Here is an 18928-nt window from a genome sequence, read left to right on the forward strand (position 1 = left end):
ACGGCGTCGATCTTCCCCCGCTGGATTCCACCGGACTGACGGAGACCTCCATGCCGCAGATCTCGCACCGCCGCCACCGCGCCGCCGCCACGGCCGTGGCCACGACCGCCGCCGCAGCCCTGGCCCTCACCGCCGCGCCCGCCGCCACCGCCGCCGAGGGCGCCGCGACCCCGCGGCTGAGCGTCCTGACCTACAACGTGTTCCTGATGAGCAAGAGCCTGTACCCGAACTGGGGCCAGGACCACCGGGCCGCGGAGATCCCCCGGGCCTCCTTCTTCCAGGGCCACGACGTGGTGGTGCTCCAGGAGGCCTTCGACAACGGGGCCTCCGACGCGCTGCAGGCCAACTCCTCGGCGCAGTACCCGTACCAGACCCCGGTGGTGGGCCGCAGCAAGAGCGGCTGGGACGCCACGGGCGGCTCCTACTCCACCACCACCCCCGAGGACGGCGGCGTCACGATCCTCAGCAAGTGGCCGATCCTGCGCAAGGAGCAGGTGGTCTACAAGGACGCCTGCGGCGCCGACTGGTGGTCCAACAAGGGCTTCGCCTACGCCGTCCTGAACGTCAACGGCACCAAGGTGCACGTGGTCGGCACCCATGCCCAGTCCACCGACCCGGGCTGCGGCGCGGGCGAGGCGGCGCAGATGCGCAGCCGCCAGTTCAAGAACATAGACGCGTTCCTCGACGCCAAGAACATCCCGTCGAACGAGCAGGTCATCATCGCGGGCGACATGAACGTGGACTCCCGCACCCCGGAGTACGCCTCGATGCTCGCGGACGCGGACCTGGCCGGCGCCGACACGCGCACGGGGCACCCGTACTCCTTCGACACGGCGCAGAACTCGATCGCCAACTACCGCTACCCGACGGACCCCCGCGAGGACCTGGACTACGTCCTGTACCGCAAGGGCAACGCCCGCCCGGCGGGCTGGGAGAACAACGTGGTCAAGGAGGAGTCGGCGCCCTGGACGGTCTCCAGCTGGGGCAAGTCCTACACGTACGCCAACCTCAGCGACCACTACCCGGTCATCGGCCGCTGACCGGCGTACGGGGCCGGGGCGGGCGGAACGGGCAGGCAGCCGGGCCCCCGGCCCGGCCCCACCCCCCGGCCCGCACCCGGAGGCTGGGCGGGCGAAGGCGGAGACGCCCGCCCCGCCTCAGTCCTCCTCGTACAGCGCCTCGATCAGCGGCCCGTACTTCTCACGGACCACCCGGCGGCGCAGTTTCAGCGAGGGCGTGAGCTCTCCCGTGGCGGGGCCCCATTCCTCGGCCAGCAGCCGGTACCGCTTGATCTGCTCCGTGCGGTTGAGCCGGGCGTTCGCGGCGGCGACCGCCCGGGCGGTCTCCTCCAGCACGGCCGGGTGCTCGGCCAGCTCGGTGAGGGAGGCGGCCGTGATGCCCCGGGCGGCCGCCCAGGCCGGCGCCAGCTCGGGGTCCAGGACCAGCAGGGCGACCAGGTAGGAGCGGCCGTCGCCGTGCACCAGGGCCTGGCCGATGAGCGGGTGCTCCTTGACGGTGTTCTCCACCAGGGCCGGGGAGACGTTCTTCCCGTTCGAGGTGATGATCAGCTCCTTCTTGCGGTCCGTCAGCCACAGGAAGCCGTCCTCGTCGAGCCGCCCGATGTCCCCGGTGGGGAACCAGCCCTCGGCGTCGGCGGCGCTCTCCACCGTCCCGTCGGGGCGCAGGTAGCCGTCGAAGACGGTCGCGCCGCGCGTGAGGATCTCCCCGTCCCCGGCGACCTTCAGCTCCAGCCCCTCGATCGGCCGGCCCACCGAGCCCAGCCGGAACCCGTCGGGGGTGTTGCTGTTGACGGTGCACACGCCGGAGGTCTCCGTCAGCCCCCAGGCGTCCATGATGGTGATCCCCCAGCCGGCCCAGAAGCGGACCACGTCGATCGGCATCGGCGCGGTGGCGCTGGCCGTCCAGACGAGCCGGTCCAGCCCCGCCAGCCGCAGCAGCGGGTCCAGGACCCGCTCCTTCGCCCCGGCGTACGAGGCTTCGAGCGCGGCCGGCACCTCCTCGCCGCGCTCCTGGTGGGCGGCCCGGGCCCGGGCCAGGTCCCCGGCGTCCTCGATGGCGCGCCGCTGCTCCTCCGGCAGGCCCGCCAGGACCGCGCGGACGCCCGCGGCGAGCTTCTCCCAGACCCGGGGCACCCCGAAGAACTGCACGGGCCGCAGCTCGCGGACGGCGGCCGCCACGGCGGTGGGGTCGGCGACCAGGCGGACGTGGGCGGCGCGCAGCAGGGGCAGGTAGATGCCGAGGATCCGCTCGGCGATGTGCGCGAAGGGCAGGTAGCAGACGTGCTCGGCGTGTTCGGGCAGCCGGACGCCCCGGTCGAGGCGGACGGACTGGAGCAGGATGTTGCGGTGGGTCAGGCGGACGCCCTTGGGGTCGCCGGTGGTGCCGGAGGTGTAGACGACGGTGAGGGGGTCCTCGGGGCGGGCTTCCTGCCAGGCCTTCTCGAAGTCTCCGGAGCGGTGCAGCCGGGCGCCGGTCGCGTACACGGAGCCGTAGGCGGTGTGCGGGCCGGCTTCGGCTGCCTCGGCGATGACGAGGCGTTCCAGGGGGGTCCCCGGGTCGTCCAGCAGCGGCGCCCACCGGTCGCGTTCGGCGGCGCCTTCGACGACGGCCAACCGGGCCCGGCTGTGGCGGGCGATGTGGGCGATCTGCTCGGGCGCGGAGGTCCCGTAGACGGTGACGGGGACGGCGCCGAGGTGGACCAGGGCCTGGTCACTGAGCCAGTGCTCGGGGCGGTTGCCCATCATCAGCAGGACGTGTTCGCCGCGCTCGACGCCGAGGGCGGCGTAACCGGCGGCGAGTACGGCGACCTCGCGGCGGACCTCGCCCCAGGTGAGGGTCCTCCAGCCGTCCCCCTCGCGCCAGGAGAGGGCGGGCAGGTCCGGGTGTTCGGCGGCGTTGCGGGCCAGCAGGGCGGGGAGGGTGAGTTCTTCGGGTCGTCCGGGCAGTCGCAGGTTCGTGGTCATGGGCAGCTCCTGGCCGTTTCACATCGTTGGTGCGACAGCAATACTGTTGAACCCAAGCCGTGGATCAGAGAGCGAGGAGCGGACGATGGCCGACCGGGCGACCGAGCCGATGCTCACCGTGGACGAACTGGCGTCCAAGGCCGGTGTCACCGTCCGCACCGTACGGTTCTACAGCACGCGCGGGCTTTTGCCCCCTCCCGTGATCGGACCTCGTCGCGTGGGGCACTACGGACCCGAGCACCTGTCGCGGCTCGCGCTGATCGAGGAGCTCCAGCACCAGGGCATGACCCTGTCGGCGATCCAGCGCTATCTGGACGCCCTGCCGGACGACCTGAGCGCGCACGACCTGGCGATCCACCGGGCCCTGGTGGCGACTTGGGCTCCGGACGCGGCGCAGGAGGTGTCGCGGGCGGAGCTGGAGGGGCGGGCGGGGCGGACCCTCTCGGACGGGGACCTGCGCCGGCTGGCCGCGATGAACGTGGTGTCGGCCTCCGGGGAGGGCTTCCGGGTGGACCTGGGCCTGCTGCGGCTGGGGGTCGCGCTGCTCGACGTACCGATCGCCCACGAGACGCTGCTGGTGGCGCGGGGGATCCTGCTGGAGCACGCGCGGACGGCGGCGCACCAGCTGACGGCGCTGTTCCGGGACGAGGTGTGGGGGCCGTTCACCCAGGACGAGGACGACCCGGAGCGGGTGGAGTCGATGAAGGCGCTGTCGGCGCACATGCAGCCGATGGTGGTGCAGGCGCTGGTGACGGCCTTCCAGCGGTCGCTGAAGGAGGAGTTGCGGGCGGCGTTCGCCTCGGAGGGCGGGTAGGTTCGGCCGCATGGCGATCATCCACCACACCACTCTGTCCCCGACCAAACTCGAACTCCTCTCCGGCTGGCTGCCCTTGAGGCCCTGGTACCAGGGCGCGGAGAAGAGCGCTCCGCTCGCCAAGGCGGGCGGCTTCCGGCTCGACGACCCCGAGGGCGAGGTGGGCATCGAGTTCATGGTGGTCACCGACGGCTCCGGGGCCGGGCCCGTCTCCTACCTCGTACCGCTCACCTACCGGGGCGCGCCGCTGGAGGGCGCGGAGGCGGGCCTGGTCGGCACGCTGGAGCACGGGGTGCTGGGCACGCGCTGGGTCTACGACGGCGCCCACGACCCGGTCCTGGTCGAGCAGTTGCTCGCGCTGCTGGCGGGCCGGGCGACGGCCCAGGCCCAGAGCGAGACCGACACCCCGGACCCGACGGTCGAGGTCCGCTCCGAAGGGCGCGGCGTACCGGCGGGCCTGACCGGCCCGGGGACGGTGACGGACACCGCCGGGGCCACCGAGATCGTGGTGGGCCCGGCGGGCCTGGACGCGCCGACGCTGACGCTGGCCCTGACGCGGGTGCTCCGTCCGGGTACCGCCTCCGGGGAGGGCCTGCTCGGGCAGGTCCTGGCCGGCTGGTCCGCCCCGGACGGCGCCGCGGAGCGCGGGGGGTTCGCGTCCCTGCGCGGCTAAGGGCTTGCAGGGAAGCAACACCTTGATTCCCCGCAAGCCCTTAGCCGGCCCAGGCGGCAGGTCCCGGGCCCGCGTTCACGCACGGGCCCGGGACCGCCGGCGGTACTAGTCGGCGTACGTCTCGCCGCGCTCGGCCTTCGCCAACAGGGAGGCCGGCGGGGTGAAGCGCTCGCCGTAGGTGGCGGCCAGCTCGCGGGCGCGGGCCACGAAGCCGGGCAGGCCGCCCTCGTAGCCGTTGATGTACTGGATGACGCCGCCGGTCCAGGCCGGGAAGCCGATGCCCATGATGGAGCCGATGTTGGCGTCGGCGATGGAGGTGAGGACGCCCTCGTCGAGGCAGCGGACGGTGTCCAGGGCCTCGGAGAAGAGCATCCGCTCCTTCATGTCCTCGAACGGGATCCGTGCGTCCGGCTTGGCGAAGTGCTCGCGCAGGCCGGGCCAGATGCGGCTGCGCTTGCCGCTCTCGTCGTACTCGTAGAAGCCGCCGCCCCCGCTGCGGCCCGGGCGGCCGAACTCGTCGACCATCCGGTCGATGACCCGGTCGGCCGGGTGCTCGGTCCACTCGCGGCCCTCGGCCTCGAAGGCCTTGCGCGTCTCGTTGCGGATCTTGCGCGGCAGGGTGAGGGTCAGCTCGTCCATCAGCGAGAGCACCTTGGCCGGGTAGCCGGCCTGGGCGGCGGCCTGCTCGACGGAGGCGGGCTCGATGCCCTCGCCGACCATCGCCACGCCCTCGTTGATGAACTGGCCGATGACGCGCGAGGTGAAGAAGCCGCGCGAGTCGTTGACCACGATCGGGGTCTTGTTGATCTGACGGACCAGGTCGAAGGCGCGGGCGACGGCCTCGTCGCCGGTGCGCCCGCCCTTGATGATCTCCACCAGCGGCATCTTGTCGACGGGCGAGAAGAAGTGCAGGCCGATGAAGTCGGCGGGGCGCGAAACCCCCTCGGCCAGCCCGGTGATGGGGAGGGTGGAGGTGTTGGAGCAGAGCAGCGCGTCGGGGGCCACGACGTCCTGGATCTCCTGGAACACCTTGTGCTTGAGGGCGGTGTCCTCGAAGACCGCCTCGATGACGGCGTCGCAGCCGGCCAGGTCGGCGGCGTCGGCGGTCGGGGTGATCCGGGCGAGCAGCTCGGCCCGCTTGGCCTCGGTGGTGCGGCCCTTGGCGAGCGCCTTGTCGAGCAGCTTCTCGGAGTACGCCTTGCCCTTGGCTGCGGCCTCGGCGGTGACGTCCTTGAGGACGACCTCGATGCCCGCGCGGGCGCAGGAGTAGGCGATGCCGGCGCCCATCATCCCGGCGCCGAGGACGGCGACCTTGCGGACCTTGCGGGGCTCGGTGCCCTGGGGGCGGCTGCGGCCGGCGTTGACGGCCTGGAGGTCGAAGAAGAACGCCTGGATCATGTTCTTCGCGGTCTGGCCGGTGACGAGCTCGGTGAAGTACCGGGCCTCGATGGTCAGGGCGGTCTCGAAGTCCACCTGGGAGCCCTCGACGGCGCAGGCCAGGATGTTGCGCGGGGCCGGGTACGGGGCCCCGTTGAGCTGCTTCTTGAGGTTGGCGGGGAAGGCCGGCAGGTTCGCGGCGAAGCGCGGGTTGGACGGCGTACCGCCGGGGATCTTGTAGCCGGGGACGTCCCAGGGCTGCTTCGACTCGGGGTTGGCGTCGATGAAGGCGCGGGCCTTGGCCAGCATCTCCTCGGGGGTGGCGGCGAGTTCGTGGACCAGGCCGTTGGCGAGGGCGCGCCGGGGGTCGTACTGGGTGCCCTGGAGCAGGACCTTGAGCAGCGCGTCGGCGATGCCCATCAGGCGGACGGTGCGGGTGACGCCGCCGCCGGCGGGGAGCAGGCCGAGGGTGACCTCGGGCAGGCCGATCTTGGAGCCGGGGGCGTCGAGGGCGACGCGGTGGTGGGAGGCGAGGCAGATCTCGTAGCCGCCGCCGAGGGCGGCGCCGTTGATGGCGGCGACGACGGGCTTGCCGAGGGTCTCGATGCGGCGCAGGGACCGCTTGATCTCGGTGCCGGTGTCGAAGGCCAGCCGGGCGTCCTCGGGGCGCAGCCGGATCATGTCCTTGAGGTCGCCGCCGGCGAAGAAGGTCTTCTTGGCGGAGGTGTAGATGATGCCCCGGATGGAGTCCTTCTCGGCCTCGGCGCGGTCGGCGACGGCCGCGATGGAGTCCTTGAAGGCCTGGTTCATGGTGTTGGCGGACTGGCCCGGGTCGTCGAGGACCAGGGTGACGACGCCGGTCTCGTCCTGTTCCCAGCGGATCGTGGTGGACTCGCTCATGTTCGCTACTTCCGTGTCAGAGATGGGATCAGGGATCAGGGATCAGGACGGATCAGACGCGTTCGACGATGGTGGCGACGCCCATGCCGCCGCCGACGCAGAGGGTGACGAGGCCGTAGCGCTTGTCCTGGCGCTCCAGCTCGTCGACGACGGTGCCGAGGAGCATGGCGCCGGTGGCGCCGAGGGGGTGGCCGAGCGCGATGGCGCCGCCGTTGACGTTGACCTTGTCCAGGGAGACGCCCATGTCCTTGACGAAGCGCAGCACGACGCCGGCGAAGGCCTCGTTCATCTCGATCAGGTCGATGTCGTCGATGGTCAGTCCGGCCTTGGCGAGGGCCTTGCGGGTGGCCGGGGCGGGGCCGGTGAGCATGATGGTGGGCTCGGAGCCGGAGACCGCGGCGGAGACGATCCGGGCGCGCGGGCGCAGGCCGCCCCGTTCGCCCGCCTCGCGGGTGCCGATGGCGACGAGCGAGGCTCCGTCGACGATGCCGGAGGAGTTTCCGGCGTGGTGGACGTGGTCGATCTTCTCGACCCAGTGGTACTTCTGCAGTGCGACGGCGTCGAAGCCGCCGAGGTCGCCGATGTCGGCGAAGGAGGGCTTCAGCTTGGCGAGGGTGTCGGCGGTGGTGCCGGGGCGGACGAACTCCTCGTGGTCCAGGACGACCAGGCCGTTGCGGTCGGTGACGGGGACCACGGACTTGGCGAAGCGGCCCTCCTTGATGGCGGTGGCGGCCCGCTCCTGGGACAGGGCCGCGTACTCGTCCACGTCGCGCCGGGAGAATCCCTCGATGGTGGCGATCAGGTCGGCGCCGATGCCCTGCGGGACGAAGCCGGTGTCCCAGTTGGTCATGGGGTCGGCGAACCAGGCGCCGCCGTCGGAGGCCATCGGGACGCGGGACATGGACTCCACGCCGCCCGCGAGGACCAGGTCCTCCCAGCCGGAGCGGACCTTGGCGGCGGCCAGGTTGACGGCCTCCAGGCCCGAGGCACAGAAGCGGTTCTCCTGTACGCCGGCCACCGTGTCCGGCAGGCCGGCGGCGATGGCCGCGATGCGGGCGATGTCGGAGCCCTGGTCTCCGACCGGGCCGACGACGCCGAGCACGATGTCGTCGATGGCCGCGGGGTCCAGGCCCGGGTTGCGCTCGCGCAGGGCGTCGATGAGGCCGACGACCAGGTCGATCGGCTTGGTGCCGTGCAGGGCGCCGTTGGCCTTGCCGCGGCCGCGCGGGGTGCGGATCGCGTCGTATACGTACGCTTCGGTGCTCACTGGTCAAGCCTTTCGAAGATGTCCGAGGGGGGAGGTCAGCCGAGGAGGGAGCGGCCGATGATCTCTTTCATGATCTCGGTCGTGCCGCCGTAGATGGTCTGGATGCGGCCGTCGGTGAAGGCCCGCGCCACCCGGTATTCGGTCATGTAGCCGTAGCCGCCGTGCAGCTGGAGGCAGCGGTCGGCCACCCGCTTCTGGAGTTCGGTGGCCCACCACTTGGCCATCGAGGCGTGGACGTGGTCCAGTTCCCCGTTGGCGTGGTCGGTGATGCAGCGGTCGAGGAAGGTGCGGGTGACCGCGCACTCGGTGGCCATCTCGGCGATCTCGAAGCGGATGTGCTGGAGCTTGGAGAGCGGCCGGCCGAAGGCCTCGCGCTCCTTGACGTACGTGGTGGTGATCTCCAGCAGGTGTTCGGCGGCGGCGATGGCCGCCATCGCGATGCCCATCCGCTCCTGAGCCAGGTTGGTCATCAGGTGGACGAAGGCGCCGTTCAGCTCGCCGAGCAGGTTCTCCTTGGGGACGCGTACGTCGTTGAAGAAGAGCTCGGCGGTGTCCTGGGACTTCTGGCCGATCTTGTCGAGGTTGCGGCCGCGTTCGAAGCCCTCGGCGCCGCGCTCGACGACCAGCAGGGACAGTCCGTGCGCCCCGCCCTCGGGGGTGGTCTTCGCGACGACGATCACCAGGTCGGCGAGGATGCCGTTGGAGATGAAGGTCTTGGAGCCGTTGAGCAGCCAGTGGTCGCCCCGGTCCTCGGCGCTGGTGCGGATCCCCTGGAGGTCGGAGCCGGCGCCCGGCTCGGTCATCGCGATCGCGGTGATGGTCTCGCCTGAGCAGAAGCCGGGCAGCCAGCGGCGCTTCTGCTCCTCGGTGCCCAGCGAGGTCAGGTAGGGGCCGATGATGTCGTTGTGCAGGCCGATCGCGAGCCCGGGCGCTCCGGCGCGGGTGAACTCCTCGGCGAGCACCGCCGCGTAGCGGAAGTCCGGGTTGCCGCCGCCGCCGTACTCCTCGGGGACGGCCAGGCCCAGCAGGCCCTGCCGGCCGGCGGCCCGCCAGGCGTCCCGGCTGACGATGCCGTCCTTCTCCCACTGCTCGTAGTGCGGCAGCACCTCCTTGTGCAGGAAGGTGCGTACGGTCTCGCGGAACGCCTCGTGGTCGGCGTCGTAGATGCGGCGTTGCATCGGGGCCCCCTACAGCCAGCTCTTGACGGTTTCGATCAGCCGGGCCGGCTCCGGGCCGACCGGCGTGACGTTGAGCATGGTGACGCCGGCCTCCCGGAAGGCCTCGACGCGCTCGCGGACGTACCCCTCGGGGCCGCACAGGGTCATCAGCTCGCAGAACTCGTCCGGGACGGCCGCCGCCGCGTCGCGCTTGCGGCCGGCGAGGTAGAGCTCCTGGATGCGGCGGGCCTGCTCCTCGTAGCCGTAGGCGACGGCGAGGTCGTTGTAGAAGTTCTTGCCGACGGCGCCCATCCCGCCGACGTACAGGGCGATCTGGGGCCGGGCGAGGTCGCGGGCGGCGGCCGCGTCCTCGCCGATGGCCAGCAGGCCGCCCGCGACGGTCTGGAGCGGGCCCAGCTCCGGTGCGCGCTTGGCGGCGCCCTCGGCGAGGGCGCTCCCCCACACCGCGTGGGCCTTCTCCGGGATGAAGAGGGTGGGCAGCCAGCCGTCGGCGATCTCGGCGGTCAGCGCCACGTTCGCCGGGCCGAGGGAGGCCACGTACACGGGGATCCGGTCCCGGACCGGGCGGGTGAGGATCTTCAGGGGCTTGCCGTGCCGTCCGCCCTTGGCGGCGGGCAGCGGCATGTCGGTGATGCCGTGGTGGTCGATCGTCTCGCGGCGCCAGATGCGCCGGCACAGGTCGACGGTCTCGCGGGTGCGGCCGAGCGGCTTGTCGTACGGCTTCCCGTGCCAGCCCTCGATCACCTGCGGGCCGGAGGCGCCGAGGCCGAGCAGGGCGCGGCCGCCCGAGACGGCGTCCAGACCGGCGGCGGTCTGGGCGATGAGGGCGGGGGTGCGGGAGTAGACGTTGACGATGGCCGAACCGATCTTCATCCGCTCGGTGCGCGCCGCCAGATAGCCCATGATCGTCGGGGAGTCGAAGCCCCAGGCCTCGGCGACCCACACGGCGTCGAGGCCGGCCGACTCCAGCGCGGCCGCCTCGTCGGCGGCGCGGCGCGGATCGCCCGCGTAGTCGAGCAGCATGGACAGTTCCATCAGGCCTCTTTCGGGAGCAGTGCCGGTACGCCCCAGTCGGCGGCCACGGGGCCGGTGTCCGCGCCGGGCATGGCGGGGCCGGAGGCGACGCGGGTCGGGGTCGCGGAGAAGCGCGGGGCGGGGGCGGGCTGGACGGTCCCGCCGAACTCGGTGAAGGTGGCGCGGGAGGCGAGGTGGGGGTGGTGCGGTGCCTCGCGCAGCGAGAGCACGGGCGCGACACAGGCGTCGGTGCCCTCGAAGACGGCCGTCCACTCCTCGCGCGTCCGGGACTTGAAGCGGGCGGCGACGGCCTCGCGCAGCTCGCCCCAGCGGGCCAGGTCCTTGCGGGCGGGGGCCCGGTCCCCGATGCCGAGGAGTTCCACGAAGGTGTCGTAGAACTGCTGCTCCAGCGCGCCGACGGCCATGTACTGGCCGTCGGCGGTCTCGTAGGTGCCGTAGAAGGGGCAGCCGCCGTCCAGGAGGTTGGCGCCGCGCCGGTCCTGCCAGCCGCCGGCCGCGACCATGCCGTGGATCATGGCGGTGAGGTGGGCGGTGCCGTCGACGATCGCGGCGTCCACGACCTGGCCGGCGCCCTCGGGGCCGCGGGCGTGGTGGAGGGCGGCGAGGATGCCGATGACGAGGTAGAGCGAGCCGCCCGCGTAGTCGCCGACCAGGTTGGCGGGGACGGCCGGGGGCTCGCCGGGGTTGCCGATCATGCCGAGGGCGCCGGTGACGGCGATGTACGCGATGTCGTGCCCGGCGGTGTGGGCGAGCGGGCCCTCCTGGCCCCAGCCGGTCATCCGGCCGTAGACCAGCCTGGGGTTGCGGGCGAGGCAGTCGTCCGGGCCGACACCGAGCCGCTCGGCGACCCCGGGGCGGAAGCCCTCGATCAGCACGTCGGCCCGCTCGACCAGGTCCAGCACCAGGGCGGGGCCCTCCGCGGACTTCAGGTCGACCAGGACGGAGCGCTTGTTGCGGTTGGTGACGTCGTGGGCCGGGTCGATCGCGAGCCCGCCGCCGCCCGGCCGGTCCACGCGCACGACGTCCGCGCCGAGGTCGGCGAGGAGCATGGCGGCGAACGGGCCGGGGCCGATGCCCGCCAGTTCGACGACGCGTACTCCCGCGAGCGGGCCTGCTGTCACTGCCATCGTGCCCCCGGCATCCTGGTGTACGGGTGGGTGGGTGTGCAGGTGTGTGACACAACCGATGTAACACCAGTGATGCTAGGAACGTGCCCCACTCAGCACAAGAGCAAGCGCTTAGCAGGTTTCCGCTTCGGCTCGTTCCGGTCAGGCGCCGTCCGCGCTCCGGGCGTCGAGGAGCGCCACGTGCCGTTTGAGCGCGACGGTCCGGTAGCTCTCCTCCACCCACTCGCACAGCACCTCCACCGGCGGCGCCCCCTTCTCCCCCAGCGGCACGGAGACCCAGCCCGCCTTTCCGAGGCCGTAGCCGGTGGGCGCGGCGCCGGGGGCGGTCATCGCGTGCCCGTGCAGGTCCTCGTCCTTGAGCTTGACGGACAGGCCGGGCGGCTCGGGGCCGTCCGCGTTGCCCAGGAAGACGAAGATCTTCTTGTTGACCTTCACCACCCCGTCCTCCGGCCCCCAGGGATGCTCCTCCACGGCCTCCGGCAGCCCCAGCGCGAACTCCCGCACCGCCTCCCACTTGCGCACCGCAGCCTTCATCGACGCCTCCACTCACCGCAGGGTCACACCTGCTCGCACGGACAGTCGGTGTCAACGCTAACCTCAGCCACCGACACCAGCTGGGAGGAACGGTCCATGACCGAGCAGGTCCACAACGAGCCCGTCCGCGGCGGCCGTCCGGGGCGGGAGCTCGACCTCGTGCTCTTCGGAGCCACCGGGTTCGTCGGGGCGCTGACCGCCGAGTACCTCGCCGGGCACGCGCCCGCCGGCTGCCGGTGGGCGCTGGCCGGGCGCGACCTCGGCAAGCTGGAACGGCTGCGCGAGCGGCTCGCCGCCCTGAACCCGGACTGTGCCCGGCTGCCGTTGCTGCGTGCCGACGCGGAGGATCCGCGGGCGCTGCGCGAACTGGCCGCCCGCACCCGGGTGGTGGCCACCACGGTCGGGCCGTACATCCGGTACGGGGCGGACCTGGTCGCGGCCTGCGCCGAGGAGGGCACCGACTACGCGGACCTCACCGGGGAGCCGGAGTTCGTGGACCGGATGTACGTCGAGCACGACGCGCGGGCCCGGGAGACGGGGGCGCGGCTGGTGCACGCGTGCGGCTTCGACTCGATCCCGGCCGACCTCGGGGCGTACTTCACGGTGGGCCTGCTGCCCTCCGGGGTGCCGCTGCGGGTGGACGGGTTCCTGCGGGCCGGAGCGCTCGCCTCCGGCGGAACCGTCGCCTCCGCCCTGACCGCGCTGGGCCGGGGGCCGCAGACCCTGGCGGCCGCGCGCACCCGCCGGCTGCACGAGCCCCGGCTGCCGGGGCGCCGGGTACGCGGGCCCGTGGGCGTTCCGCGCTTCAGCCGGGAGACCGGGACCTGGGCGCTGCCGCTGCCCGTGCTGGACCCGCGGATCGTGACCCGGTCGGCTGCCGCGCTGGAGCGGTACGGGCCGGACTTCCGCTACCGCCACTACGCCTCGGTGCGACACCTGCCGGTCGCGGTGGGCCTGACGGCGGCGGTGGGCGCGACGGCGGTGCTCGCGCAGGTCCCGTCGGCGCGACGGTGGCTGATGGGCCTGTGGGAGCCGGGCAACGGCCCGGACGCGGAGCGGCGCGCCCGCAGCTGGTTCACGGTCCGCTTCGTCGGCGAGGGCGGCGGCCGCCGCGTGTTCACCGAGGTCTCCGGCGGCGACCCGGGCTACGGGGAGACCGCGAAGATGCTGGCGGAGTCCGCGCTGTGCCTGGCCCACGACACCCTCCCGGACCGCTCCGGCCAGCTGACCACGGCGGTGGCGATGGGTGACGCCCTGGCGGCCCGCCTCCAGAAGGCCGGCATCCGCTTCCGGGTGGCGGCCGAGGAGTAGGGCGTACGGCGGGGGGGGGGGGGGGGGGGGGGGGGGGGGGGGGGGGGGGGGGGGGGGGGGGGGGGGGGGGGGGGGGGGGGGGGGGGGGGGGGGGGTGGGGAGGGACGGGGGGGGGGGGGGGGGGGGGGGGGGTCTGGCGGGGCGGTCCGGCCGCCCCCGCCTGTGGTGTCAGCCGCTGTAGACGCCGACCTCGTGGAGGGAGTACCCCCACTGGGTGGCCCGCTGGACCCCCTGGACGCGCAGGTACCGGGCCGTCACCCCGGCGAACCGGGCCGTGTCGAGGCCGCCGTCGCTGTCGGAGGTGGACCAGACCGTCTGCCAGTTCGTCCCGTCCGTGGAGGCCTCCAGCCGGTACGCCTTCCCGTACGCCCGCTCCCAGTCGAGGGTGACGCGCCCGACCCGGTGCGCGGAGCCGAGGTCGATGCGCAGCCACTGGCCGTCGTTCCACTCGCTGGCCCAGCGGGAGCCGGAGTCGCCGTCCACGGCCCGGCCGGCGGAGTAGTCGACGAAGGGGTTCCACCACTCGGACGACGAGGCCGAGGCGGAGGAGCCGGCGGCGAGGTTCACCCCGGACCGGTGCCGCTCGGAGGCCCCCCAGGTGCCGAGGTAGGACTCGGCGCCCTTGAACAGGTCGTCGACCACGTCCTGGCCGCCGACGAGCCGGACGTCCTCGATCCAGTCGGGGACCAGGCCGTAGTGCGAGGCGCCGTCGGTGTTGAGGTCCCAGGTGCGCTGCCCGGTGGTCTGCCTGTCGATGACGGAGCCGCCGTCGGTGCTGGTGAAGGGGTACTTCACCGGGTTCGGCGTGTTCGCGCCCCGGGGGCCGGGCCAGCCGCCGACGCCGTTCATGTCGGTGCCGTAGCCGTAGCCGACCTTGTACTTGTCACGCAGGGCGTCCGTGCGCCTGGCCTCCGCGCTGAAGGCCTCGGAGCCGCTCATGTACTGGGCCGCGAAACCGCCCAGCTTGTAGAGCCGCTCGGTCCAGCCCAGGTCCATCCAGCTGTGCGAGGAGATGACGCCCGGGTACGACTCTGACTCCAGGATGTCGAAGGCACGGCCCGCGGCCTTGACGCTCATGTGGTCGACTTCGAGCATCATCCCGCGCTTCATCATGCCGCGGACGGCGTACTCGCCGAGTTCGCTGAGGCCGCGCTTGTTGCAGCGGGCGTCGGCGGAGTACGAGGGGACCGCGACCCCGGCCGGGAGTTCCTTCTGCGCCGCCGGAGCCGCCGCGAGGCCGATCGGGTTGTCCTTCTGCGGGCCGGCGCACTGCTCGGTCTGCCAGAAGGTGCCCGTCGAAAGGAACTGGCCGACGTTGATCGCGGTGCCGAGGGCGCCCTCGTCGAAGCGGACCCCGCACAGGGCGTTGTCGAACTTGTGGCAGAGGAACATGCTGCGCACGCCCAGCTTGTGCAGCTCGTCAAGGCCCCGGTCGATGTCGCCCTTGCCGCACTGGGCGACGTCCAGGATCTGCTTGCAGCCGAAGGGCTCGGAGGTCTCGACCCCCATGACGACGGCCAGCTTCCCCTGCTTGATCACCTCGCGGGCCTGGTCGGAGTCGGTGACGATGCGGAACCAGCCCTTGCCCGGGCCGCCGTACATCTTGTCGACGAAGGCCTGCATGTCGTACGTCTTCTGCGCCTCCAGGCGGATGGCGGTCATCTCGTCGCAGCCGCGGTCCTTGAAGAAGTAGACCGAGCAGATCACCCCGTTGGTGACGAGGTCGTTGACGAGGACGCGCTGCCCGCCGCGCCAGGCGCGCTCGACCCAGGCGTAGTAGTTCTGCTGGTGGGTCAGCGAGTCGTGGGCGGGCCAGTCCTTGAAGGTGGGCCAGCCGTTGGGGTCGTGCTTGCCGTCCCCGCCCTTGGTGATGAAATCGAATACGGCGAGGGTCCCGTCGGGGTAGTGCTCGGGACAGTCCTTGAGGGCGTCCGCCACGCCCATCTCGGAGAAGGGCTTGCCGCAGATCAGACGGCCGCCGAAGCCCTCGTTGGACATCAGGTGGTCGTGCGCGTCGACGAACCCGCGCACCTTGCCCTGGGCGTCCGTGCCCTTGAAGGGCTCGCCGGTGACGTTGATCGCGGAGTCGGGCTGGGGCCGCGCGGTCGGGTTCCACCAGCCGGCGTCGGCCGTGGATCCGGGGTCGGCGGAGGACAGGGGCGCGGGGCCGAGCAGCATGGCCAGCGCGGCGACGAGGGGTGTCAGGACCGCGAGGCGGCGGCGCCGTCGGCGCGCGGCGCCGCGGTACGGCCGTGGGGGCGGGTGAGGGGTCAAGGTCATCACTCATGTCTTCGGTCGTCGGATGCGGCGCGGTCGGATCCGGGCATGAATTGTCATGCCCCGCACAAGGATGGGACGAGAATCCCGACTGGCTCGAAAGGAGTCAAGGGTCCGGGACGGATGACCTGATGGAGCGTCGGGTCCGGCGGGAGCCCGCCGAGCGGGCAGCGGTCGGATCGGATGACGATCCGACGATGGCCGGAAAGACCGGGGCCGTCGCGGGGGCCTCCTAGCCTGCCCCGCATGCGCCCGCTGCCCGCGGCGGCCCCCACCCGCCCGACCGCCACGGACCGGCAGCCGTCCCGCCCACGCGACGAAAGGCCCCGCCCCGTGCAACGCCTCCCCCTGCCCGGCCATCCCCTGGAGACCAGCCGGCTCCTGCTGAACCTGGCCACCCTCGTCACCCTCGCCGCCGTCCTGGCGGCCGTGCTCCTCAGCGGCTGGCCGGCCGGCGGCGTCACCCTGCTGCTGGTCCTCGCCGCCCTCCTGGTGTGGGGCGCGCGCCACCGCAAGGAGTCGCTGCGGAGGCTGGAGGTGCAGCGCGCCGAGGACCTCCTGGCCCACGCCGGACTCCTGGAACAGCGCGAGCAGTACGCGCGCGACCGCGGGTTCGCGTACCAGGAGGTCTGCGCCCGGTCCGCCGTCGGCTTCGGCCGGATCGAGCAGCACGTACCGCAGGACCCGGCCGAATGGGAGGGCGGCGCCACCATGGGGGAGCGGGTCAAGGAGGCGCCGCACCTGGAGCGCCTGGTGGGCCTGGCCCGGCACGCCCGCGAACTGGTCGCGGAGGGCGTCGTGCGGATGGACCGGGAGGGCTTCCGCGTCACCGTCTTCGACCTGGAACTCGTCGACCACGAAGACCTCGGCGGCCTCGTCCGGATGCTGAAGCCGGCCGCCGCGCTGGAGGTCTCCAAGGACTACGTCACCGTGTGGTCGGTGGAGCTGCCCTTCCCGCTGCCGTACGTGTCCTCCGCGTACGCCTGGGACGGCCGCCGCGACCCGGTCGAGGCGCTCGTCGAGGGTGAGGAGCGGGTCGAACGGCGCGCGGAGGACCGGGAGTTCGCCGACCTGCTGCTGTCCGTCCCGGCCGTGCGCGAGGACGCCCTCTCCGACACCGCCCACCCGTGGTTCGTCGACGGCGCCCGGCTCGTCGCCTGCGCCCGCTCCAACCGGGGCGTGGACCCGCTGACCGTGGAGGCCACCGCGGCCCGCCTGGCCCGGCTCGCCGCCCGGGTGCCGTGGACGGAGCTGGAGCGCTTCGAGGTGACCGACCCGCACGACGGGCGGGTGCGCGCCGGCCGGATCCGCTGGACGCACCGCTGGCACGGACAGCCCGGCCGGCCCCCGACCGCCCGCGCCCTCTGGGAGGAGCGGCAGATCACCCACGCCGGTCTGCGCGCCTTCATGCCGGCCGACGAGGGCTTCGACAGCGGGAGTTGACCGCGCAGCGGACACTGGCCGGAATCGAGCGGTACCGGTCGGAGTCGATCATAGGGTCGCCCGTATGAGCGAACAGAGTGACATCGTCGAAGGCGGCGGCTGGTCGCGGCGCGGGGTCCTGCGGGTCACCGCGGCCGGCGCGGGCACGGTCGCCGCCGTGGCCGCCGGAGCCTCCGCCGCGCACGCCGACGGACGCCGGCGCGGCGCGCCGACCTTCGTCCTGGTCCACGGCTCCGGGAGCAACTCCTACGGCTGGTCCCCGGTCCTCGCCGAGCTGGGCCTGCGCGGGCACCGCACGATCGCCGTCGACCTCCCGGGCCACGGGCCCGGCGCCTACTTCCCCGTCTCCTACCAGTCCCCGCAGGACCTGGAGCGGCTGGCCACCGAGCCCTCGCCGATCGGCAGGGTCACGCTGGCCGACTTCGCGGAGCACGTCGTGGGAGTCGTACGCGCCGCCCACCGCAACGGCCCGGTGATCCTGGTCGGCCAGAGCCTGGGCGGGGCGACCCTGAACGCGGTCGCCAACCGGGTGCCAGAACTGGTCTCCCACCTGGTGTACGCCTCCGCCTTCTGCCCGACGCGGCACACCTCGGTGGTCGAACTCATGATGTCGCCCGAGGGCGCCACCAGCTCCCTGTTCAAGATCCCGCCCTTCAGGACCCCGCCCGAGCTGGGGGTGAACCGGGTCAACTGGCGCTCGGCCGACCCGGCCTTCTTCGCCGTGATGAAGGAGGCCCTGGCCGCCGACCGGACCGACGCCGAGATCCGGGCGCTCCTGAACACCCTGGAGCCCGACGAATCCGCGGCGATCGGCACCGCCGACTCCCGCGGCCTGGCGGACCGCTGGGGCCGGGTGCCGCGCACCTTCCTGCGGTTCACCGAGGACCGCTCGATCCCGCTCGCGCTCCAGGACCTGATGATCCGGGAGGCGGACGAGACCACACCGCGCAACCGCTTCCGCGTACGGTCGGTCGCCGCCCCGCACGTCGGGCCGCGCGACGTCGCCGTATGGGGGGACGAGCTGGAGCGGGTCGCGGAGCTGTGCCGCTAGCGGGGTGACGCCAGGGCGGGGCGGGCGTCCGCGCCGGCCGGGCCGCGCAGCAGCGCGGCCAGGTCGTGGGCGTGCGCCCGCTCGCCGGTGGGCGCCGCCTCCGCGATCCGTCGACGTGCTCGGGCGTTAGTGTCCGGACCGCCACCCCGCCCGCGAGGACGCGGTCCCGGCCGGCCGCGCCGGTCCGGCGGGTTCGGGCCGAGCCGCCTATCGTCGGGGTATGAGCGCGACGGTCGTGGTGTACGAGTACGGCGACACGGCGGGGGCGGTGTCCGGCCGGGCGCCGGTCCTGCGGGTGCACGCGGCGCCGGCCGCCCCGGGGCAGAGCGGAGTGCGGGGTCCGAGGACGCTGTGCGGCAAGGACACCTTCGCCATGGGGACGGCCGCGTGGCAGCCCTCCGGGGACCCCGGCTCCGGCTGGTACCCCCCGGAGCACGCGGACCGGATCTGCCCCGCCTGCGACGACGCGGCCGGCGGGGGCTGATCAGCGGCCGGGTGCCATGTCGTAGGTGACCCACATGGTCCGGGTGGCCACCTGGTCGTACTTGGACCGCGCCCGGTGGTTGTCGTCGGCGGTGATCCACCGCACCACGCTCCAGCCGCGTTCGGCGGCGAGTTCGCGCAGGGTCCCGAGCAGCAGGTCGGCGGCGCCGGAACCGCGGTGCTCGGGGGCCACGAACAGGTCGTCCAGGAAGCAGCCGACGGTCGCGGACAGCGGCCGGGCGAAGGGCCGGTAGTGCGCCAGCCCCAGCAGCCGGCCTTCGGCGTCCTCGGCAACCAGGGCGCTGACCTCGTGTCCGGGGTCGTTCACCCACGCCCACACGGTGGCGGCCGCCTCCTCGGTCTGCTCCACCCGGTAGAAGTCGGCGTAGCCCCGGTACAGGGCACGCCACTGGGCGAAGTCCCCGGGCTCGACGGAACGGACCTTGACGTCGGACATGTGCGGCAACTCCTGTG

General features: G+C 73.1%; 16 protein-coding genes. 7 read left to right on the forward strand and 9 right to left on the reverse strand.

Annotation, left to right across the window (positions count from 1 at the left end; all coding sequences use genetic code 11):
* Window positions 1-50: 50 nt before the first annotated feature.
* Window positions 51-1040: a sphingomyelin phosphodiesterase gene (gene sph, locus ACZ7IF_RS03780; protein WP_470962494.1), complete on the forward strand. Its 990-nt coding sequence runs from the start codon at window positions 51-53 to the stop codon at window positions 1038-1040.
* A 117-nt stretch (window positions 1041-1157) separates the two neighbouring features.
* Here the strand turns inward: sph and ACZ7IF_RS03785 are convergent, their stop codons facing one another.
* On the reverse strand, window positions 1158-2984 hold the full coding sequence (locus ACZ7IF_RS03785) for an AMP-dependent synthetase/ligase (protein ID WP_470962497.1): 1827 nt from the start codon (window positions 2982-2984) through the stop codon (window positions 1158-1160).
* Window positions 2985-3069: 85 nt separating this feature from the next.
* Here ACZ7IF_RS03785 and ACZ7IF_RS03790 point away from each other — a divergent pair, with 85 nt between their 5' ends.
* Window positions 3070-3798 (forward strand): MerR family transcriptional regulator, encoded by a 729-nt coding sequence (locus ACZ7IF_RS03790; protein ID WP_470962500.1) that lies wholly within the window; start codon window positions 3070-3072, stop codon window positions 3796-3798.
* A 10-nt stretch (window positions 3799-3808) separates the two neighbouring features.
* Window positions 3809-4471 carry a maltokinase N-terminal cap-like domain-containing protein gene (locus ACZ7IF_RS03795; RefSeq protein ID WP_470962504.1) on the forward strand — a complete coding sequence of 221 codons (663 nt, stop codon included), beginning with the start codon at window positions 3809-3811 and terminating at the stop codon, window positions 4469-4471.
* 105 nt (window positions 4472-4576) lie between these two features.
* Here ACZ7IF_RS03795 and ACZ7IF_RS03800 read toward each other — a convergent pair whose 3' ends face one another.
* The 6 genes from ACZ7IF_RS03800 to ACZ7IF_RS03825 all read right to left on the reverse strand — a co-directional run bounded on the left by ACZ7IF_RS03800 (window position 4577) and on the right by ACZ7IF_RS03825 (window position 11889).
* Window positions 4577-6748 (reverse strand): 3-hydroxyacyl-CoA dehydrogenase NAD-binding domain-containing protein, encoded by a 2172-nt coding sequence (locus ACZ7IF_RS03800; protein ID WP_470962507.1) that lies wholly within the window; start codon window positions 6746-6748, stop codon window positions 4577-4579.
* 52 nt (window positions 6749-6800) lie between these two features.
* Complete coding sequence (locus ACZ7IF_RS03805; RefSeq protein WP_470962510.1) at window positions 6801-8015, reverse strand: acetyl-CoA C-acetyltransferase; 1215 nt, start codon at window positions 8013-8015, stop codon at window positions 6801-6803.
* Between the two features lie 35 nt (window positions 8016-8050).
* Window positions 8051-9193 carry an acyl-CoA dehydrogenase family protein gene (locus ACZ7IF_RS03810; protein ID WP_470962513.1) on the reverse strand — a complete coding sequence of 381 codons (1143 nt, stop codon included), beginning with the start codon at window positions 9191-9193 and terminating at the stop codon, window positions 8051-8053.
* 9 nt (window positions 9194-9202) lie between these two features.
* Window positions 9203-10228, reverse strand: coding sequence for an LLM class F420-dependent oxidoreductase (locus tag ACZ7IF_RS03815; RefSeq protein ID WP_405977699.1), 1026 nt, complete (start codon window positions 10226-10228; stop codon window positions 9203-9205).
* Entirely contained in the window at window positions 10228-11355 is a 1128-nt protein-coding gene (locus ACZ7IF_RS03820) for a CaiB/BaiF CoA transferase family protein (protein ID WP_470962516.1), read from the reverse strand. The genes ACZ7IF_RS03815 and ACZ7IF_RS03820 overlap by 1 nt, the downstream gene beginning before the upstream one ends.
* A gap of 141 nt (window positions 11356-11496) precedes the next feature.
* Window positions 11497-11889 carry an MmcQ/YjbR family DNA-binding protein gene (locus ACZ7IF_RS03825; RefSeq protein ID WP_470962519.1) on the reverse strand — a complete coding sequence of 131 codons (393 nt, stop codon included), beginning with the start codon at window positions 11887-11889 and terminating at the stop codon, window positions 11497-11499.
* Between the two features lie 96 nt (window positions 11890-11985).
* Between ACZ7IF_RS03825 and ACZ7IF_RS03830 the strand changes: the two genes are divergently transcribed.
* Window positions 11986-13200, forward strand: coding sequence for a saccharopine dehydrogenase family protein (locus ACZ7IF_RS03830; RefSeq protein ID WP_470962522.1), 1215 nt, complete (start codon window positions 11986-11988; stop codon window positions 13198-13200).
* Window positions 13201-13368: 168 nt separating this feature from the next.
* Here the strand turns inward: ACZ7IF_RS03830 and ACZ7IF_RS03835 are convergent, their stop codons facing one another.
* Entirely contained in the window at window positions 13369-15378 is a 2010-nt protein-coding gene (locus tag ACZ7IF_RS03835; protein WP_470963471.1) for a galactose-binding domain-containing protein, read from the reverse strand.
* 345 nt (window positions 15379-15723) lie between these two features.
* On the opposite strand from ACZ7IF_RS03835, the gene ACZ7IF_RS03840 reads away from it, so the two are divergent.
* The 3 genes from ACZ7IF_RS03840 to ACZ7IF_RS03850 all read left to right on the forward strand — a co-directional run bounded on the left by ACZ7IF_RS03840 (window position 15724) and on the right by ACZ7IF_RS03850 (window position 18455).
* Window positions 15724-16920, forward strand: a complete 1197-nt coding sequence (locus tag ACZ7IF_RS03840) for a hypothetical protein (protein WP_470962525.1) — start codon at window positions 15724-15726, stop codon at window positions 16918-16920.
* 64 nt (window positions 16921-16984) lie between these two features.
* A complete protein-coding gene (locus ACZ7IF_RS03845) occupies window positions 16985-17971 on the forward strand; it encodes an alpha/beta fold hydrolase (RefSeq protein ID WP_470962528.1) in 987 nt (328 codons plus the stop codon).
* Window positions 17972-18191: 220 nt separating this feature from the next.
* Window positions 18192-18455 carry a hypothetical protein gene (locus tag ACZ7IF_RS03850; protein ID WP_470962531.1) on the forward strand — a complete coding sequence of 88 codons (264 nt, stop codon included), beginning with the start codon at window positions 18192-18194 and terminating at the stop codon, window positions 18453-18455.
* Here ACZ7IF_RS03850 and ACZ7IF_RS03855 read toward each other — a convergent pair whose 3' ends face one another.
* The gene (locus tag ACZ7IF_RS03855; protein ID WP_470962533.1) at window positions 18456-18911 is read right to left on the reverse strand and encodes a GNAT family N-acetyltransferase; all 456 of its coding nucleotides are present in this window, start codon (window positions 18909-18911) and stop codon (window positions 18456-18458) included.
* Window positions 18912-18928: the final 17 nt, after the last annotated feature.

This window comes from Streptomyces sp. NPDC037421, from assembly GCF_055602105.1.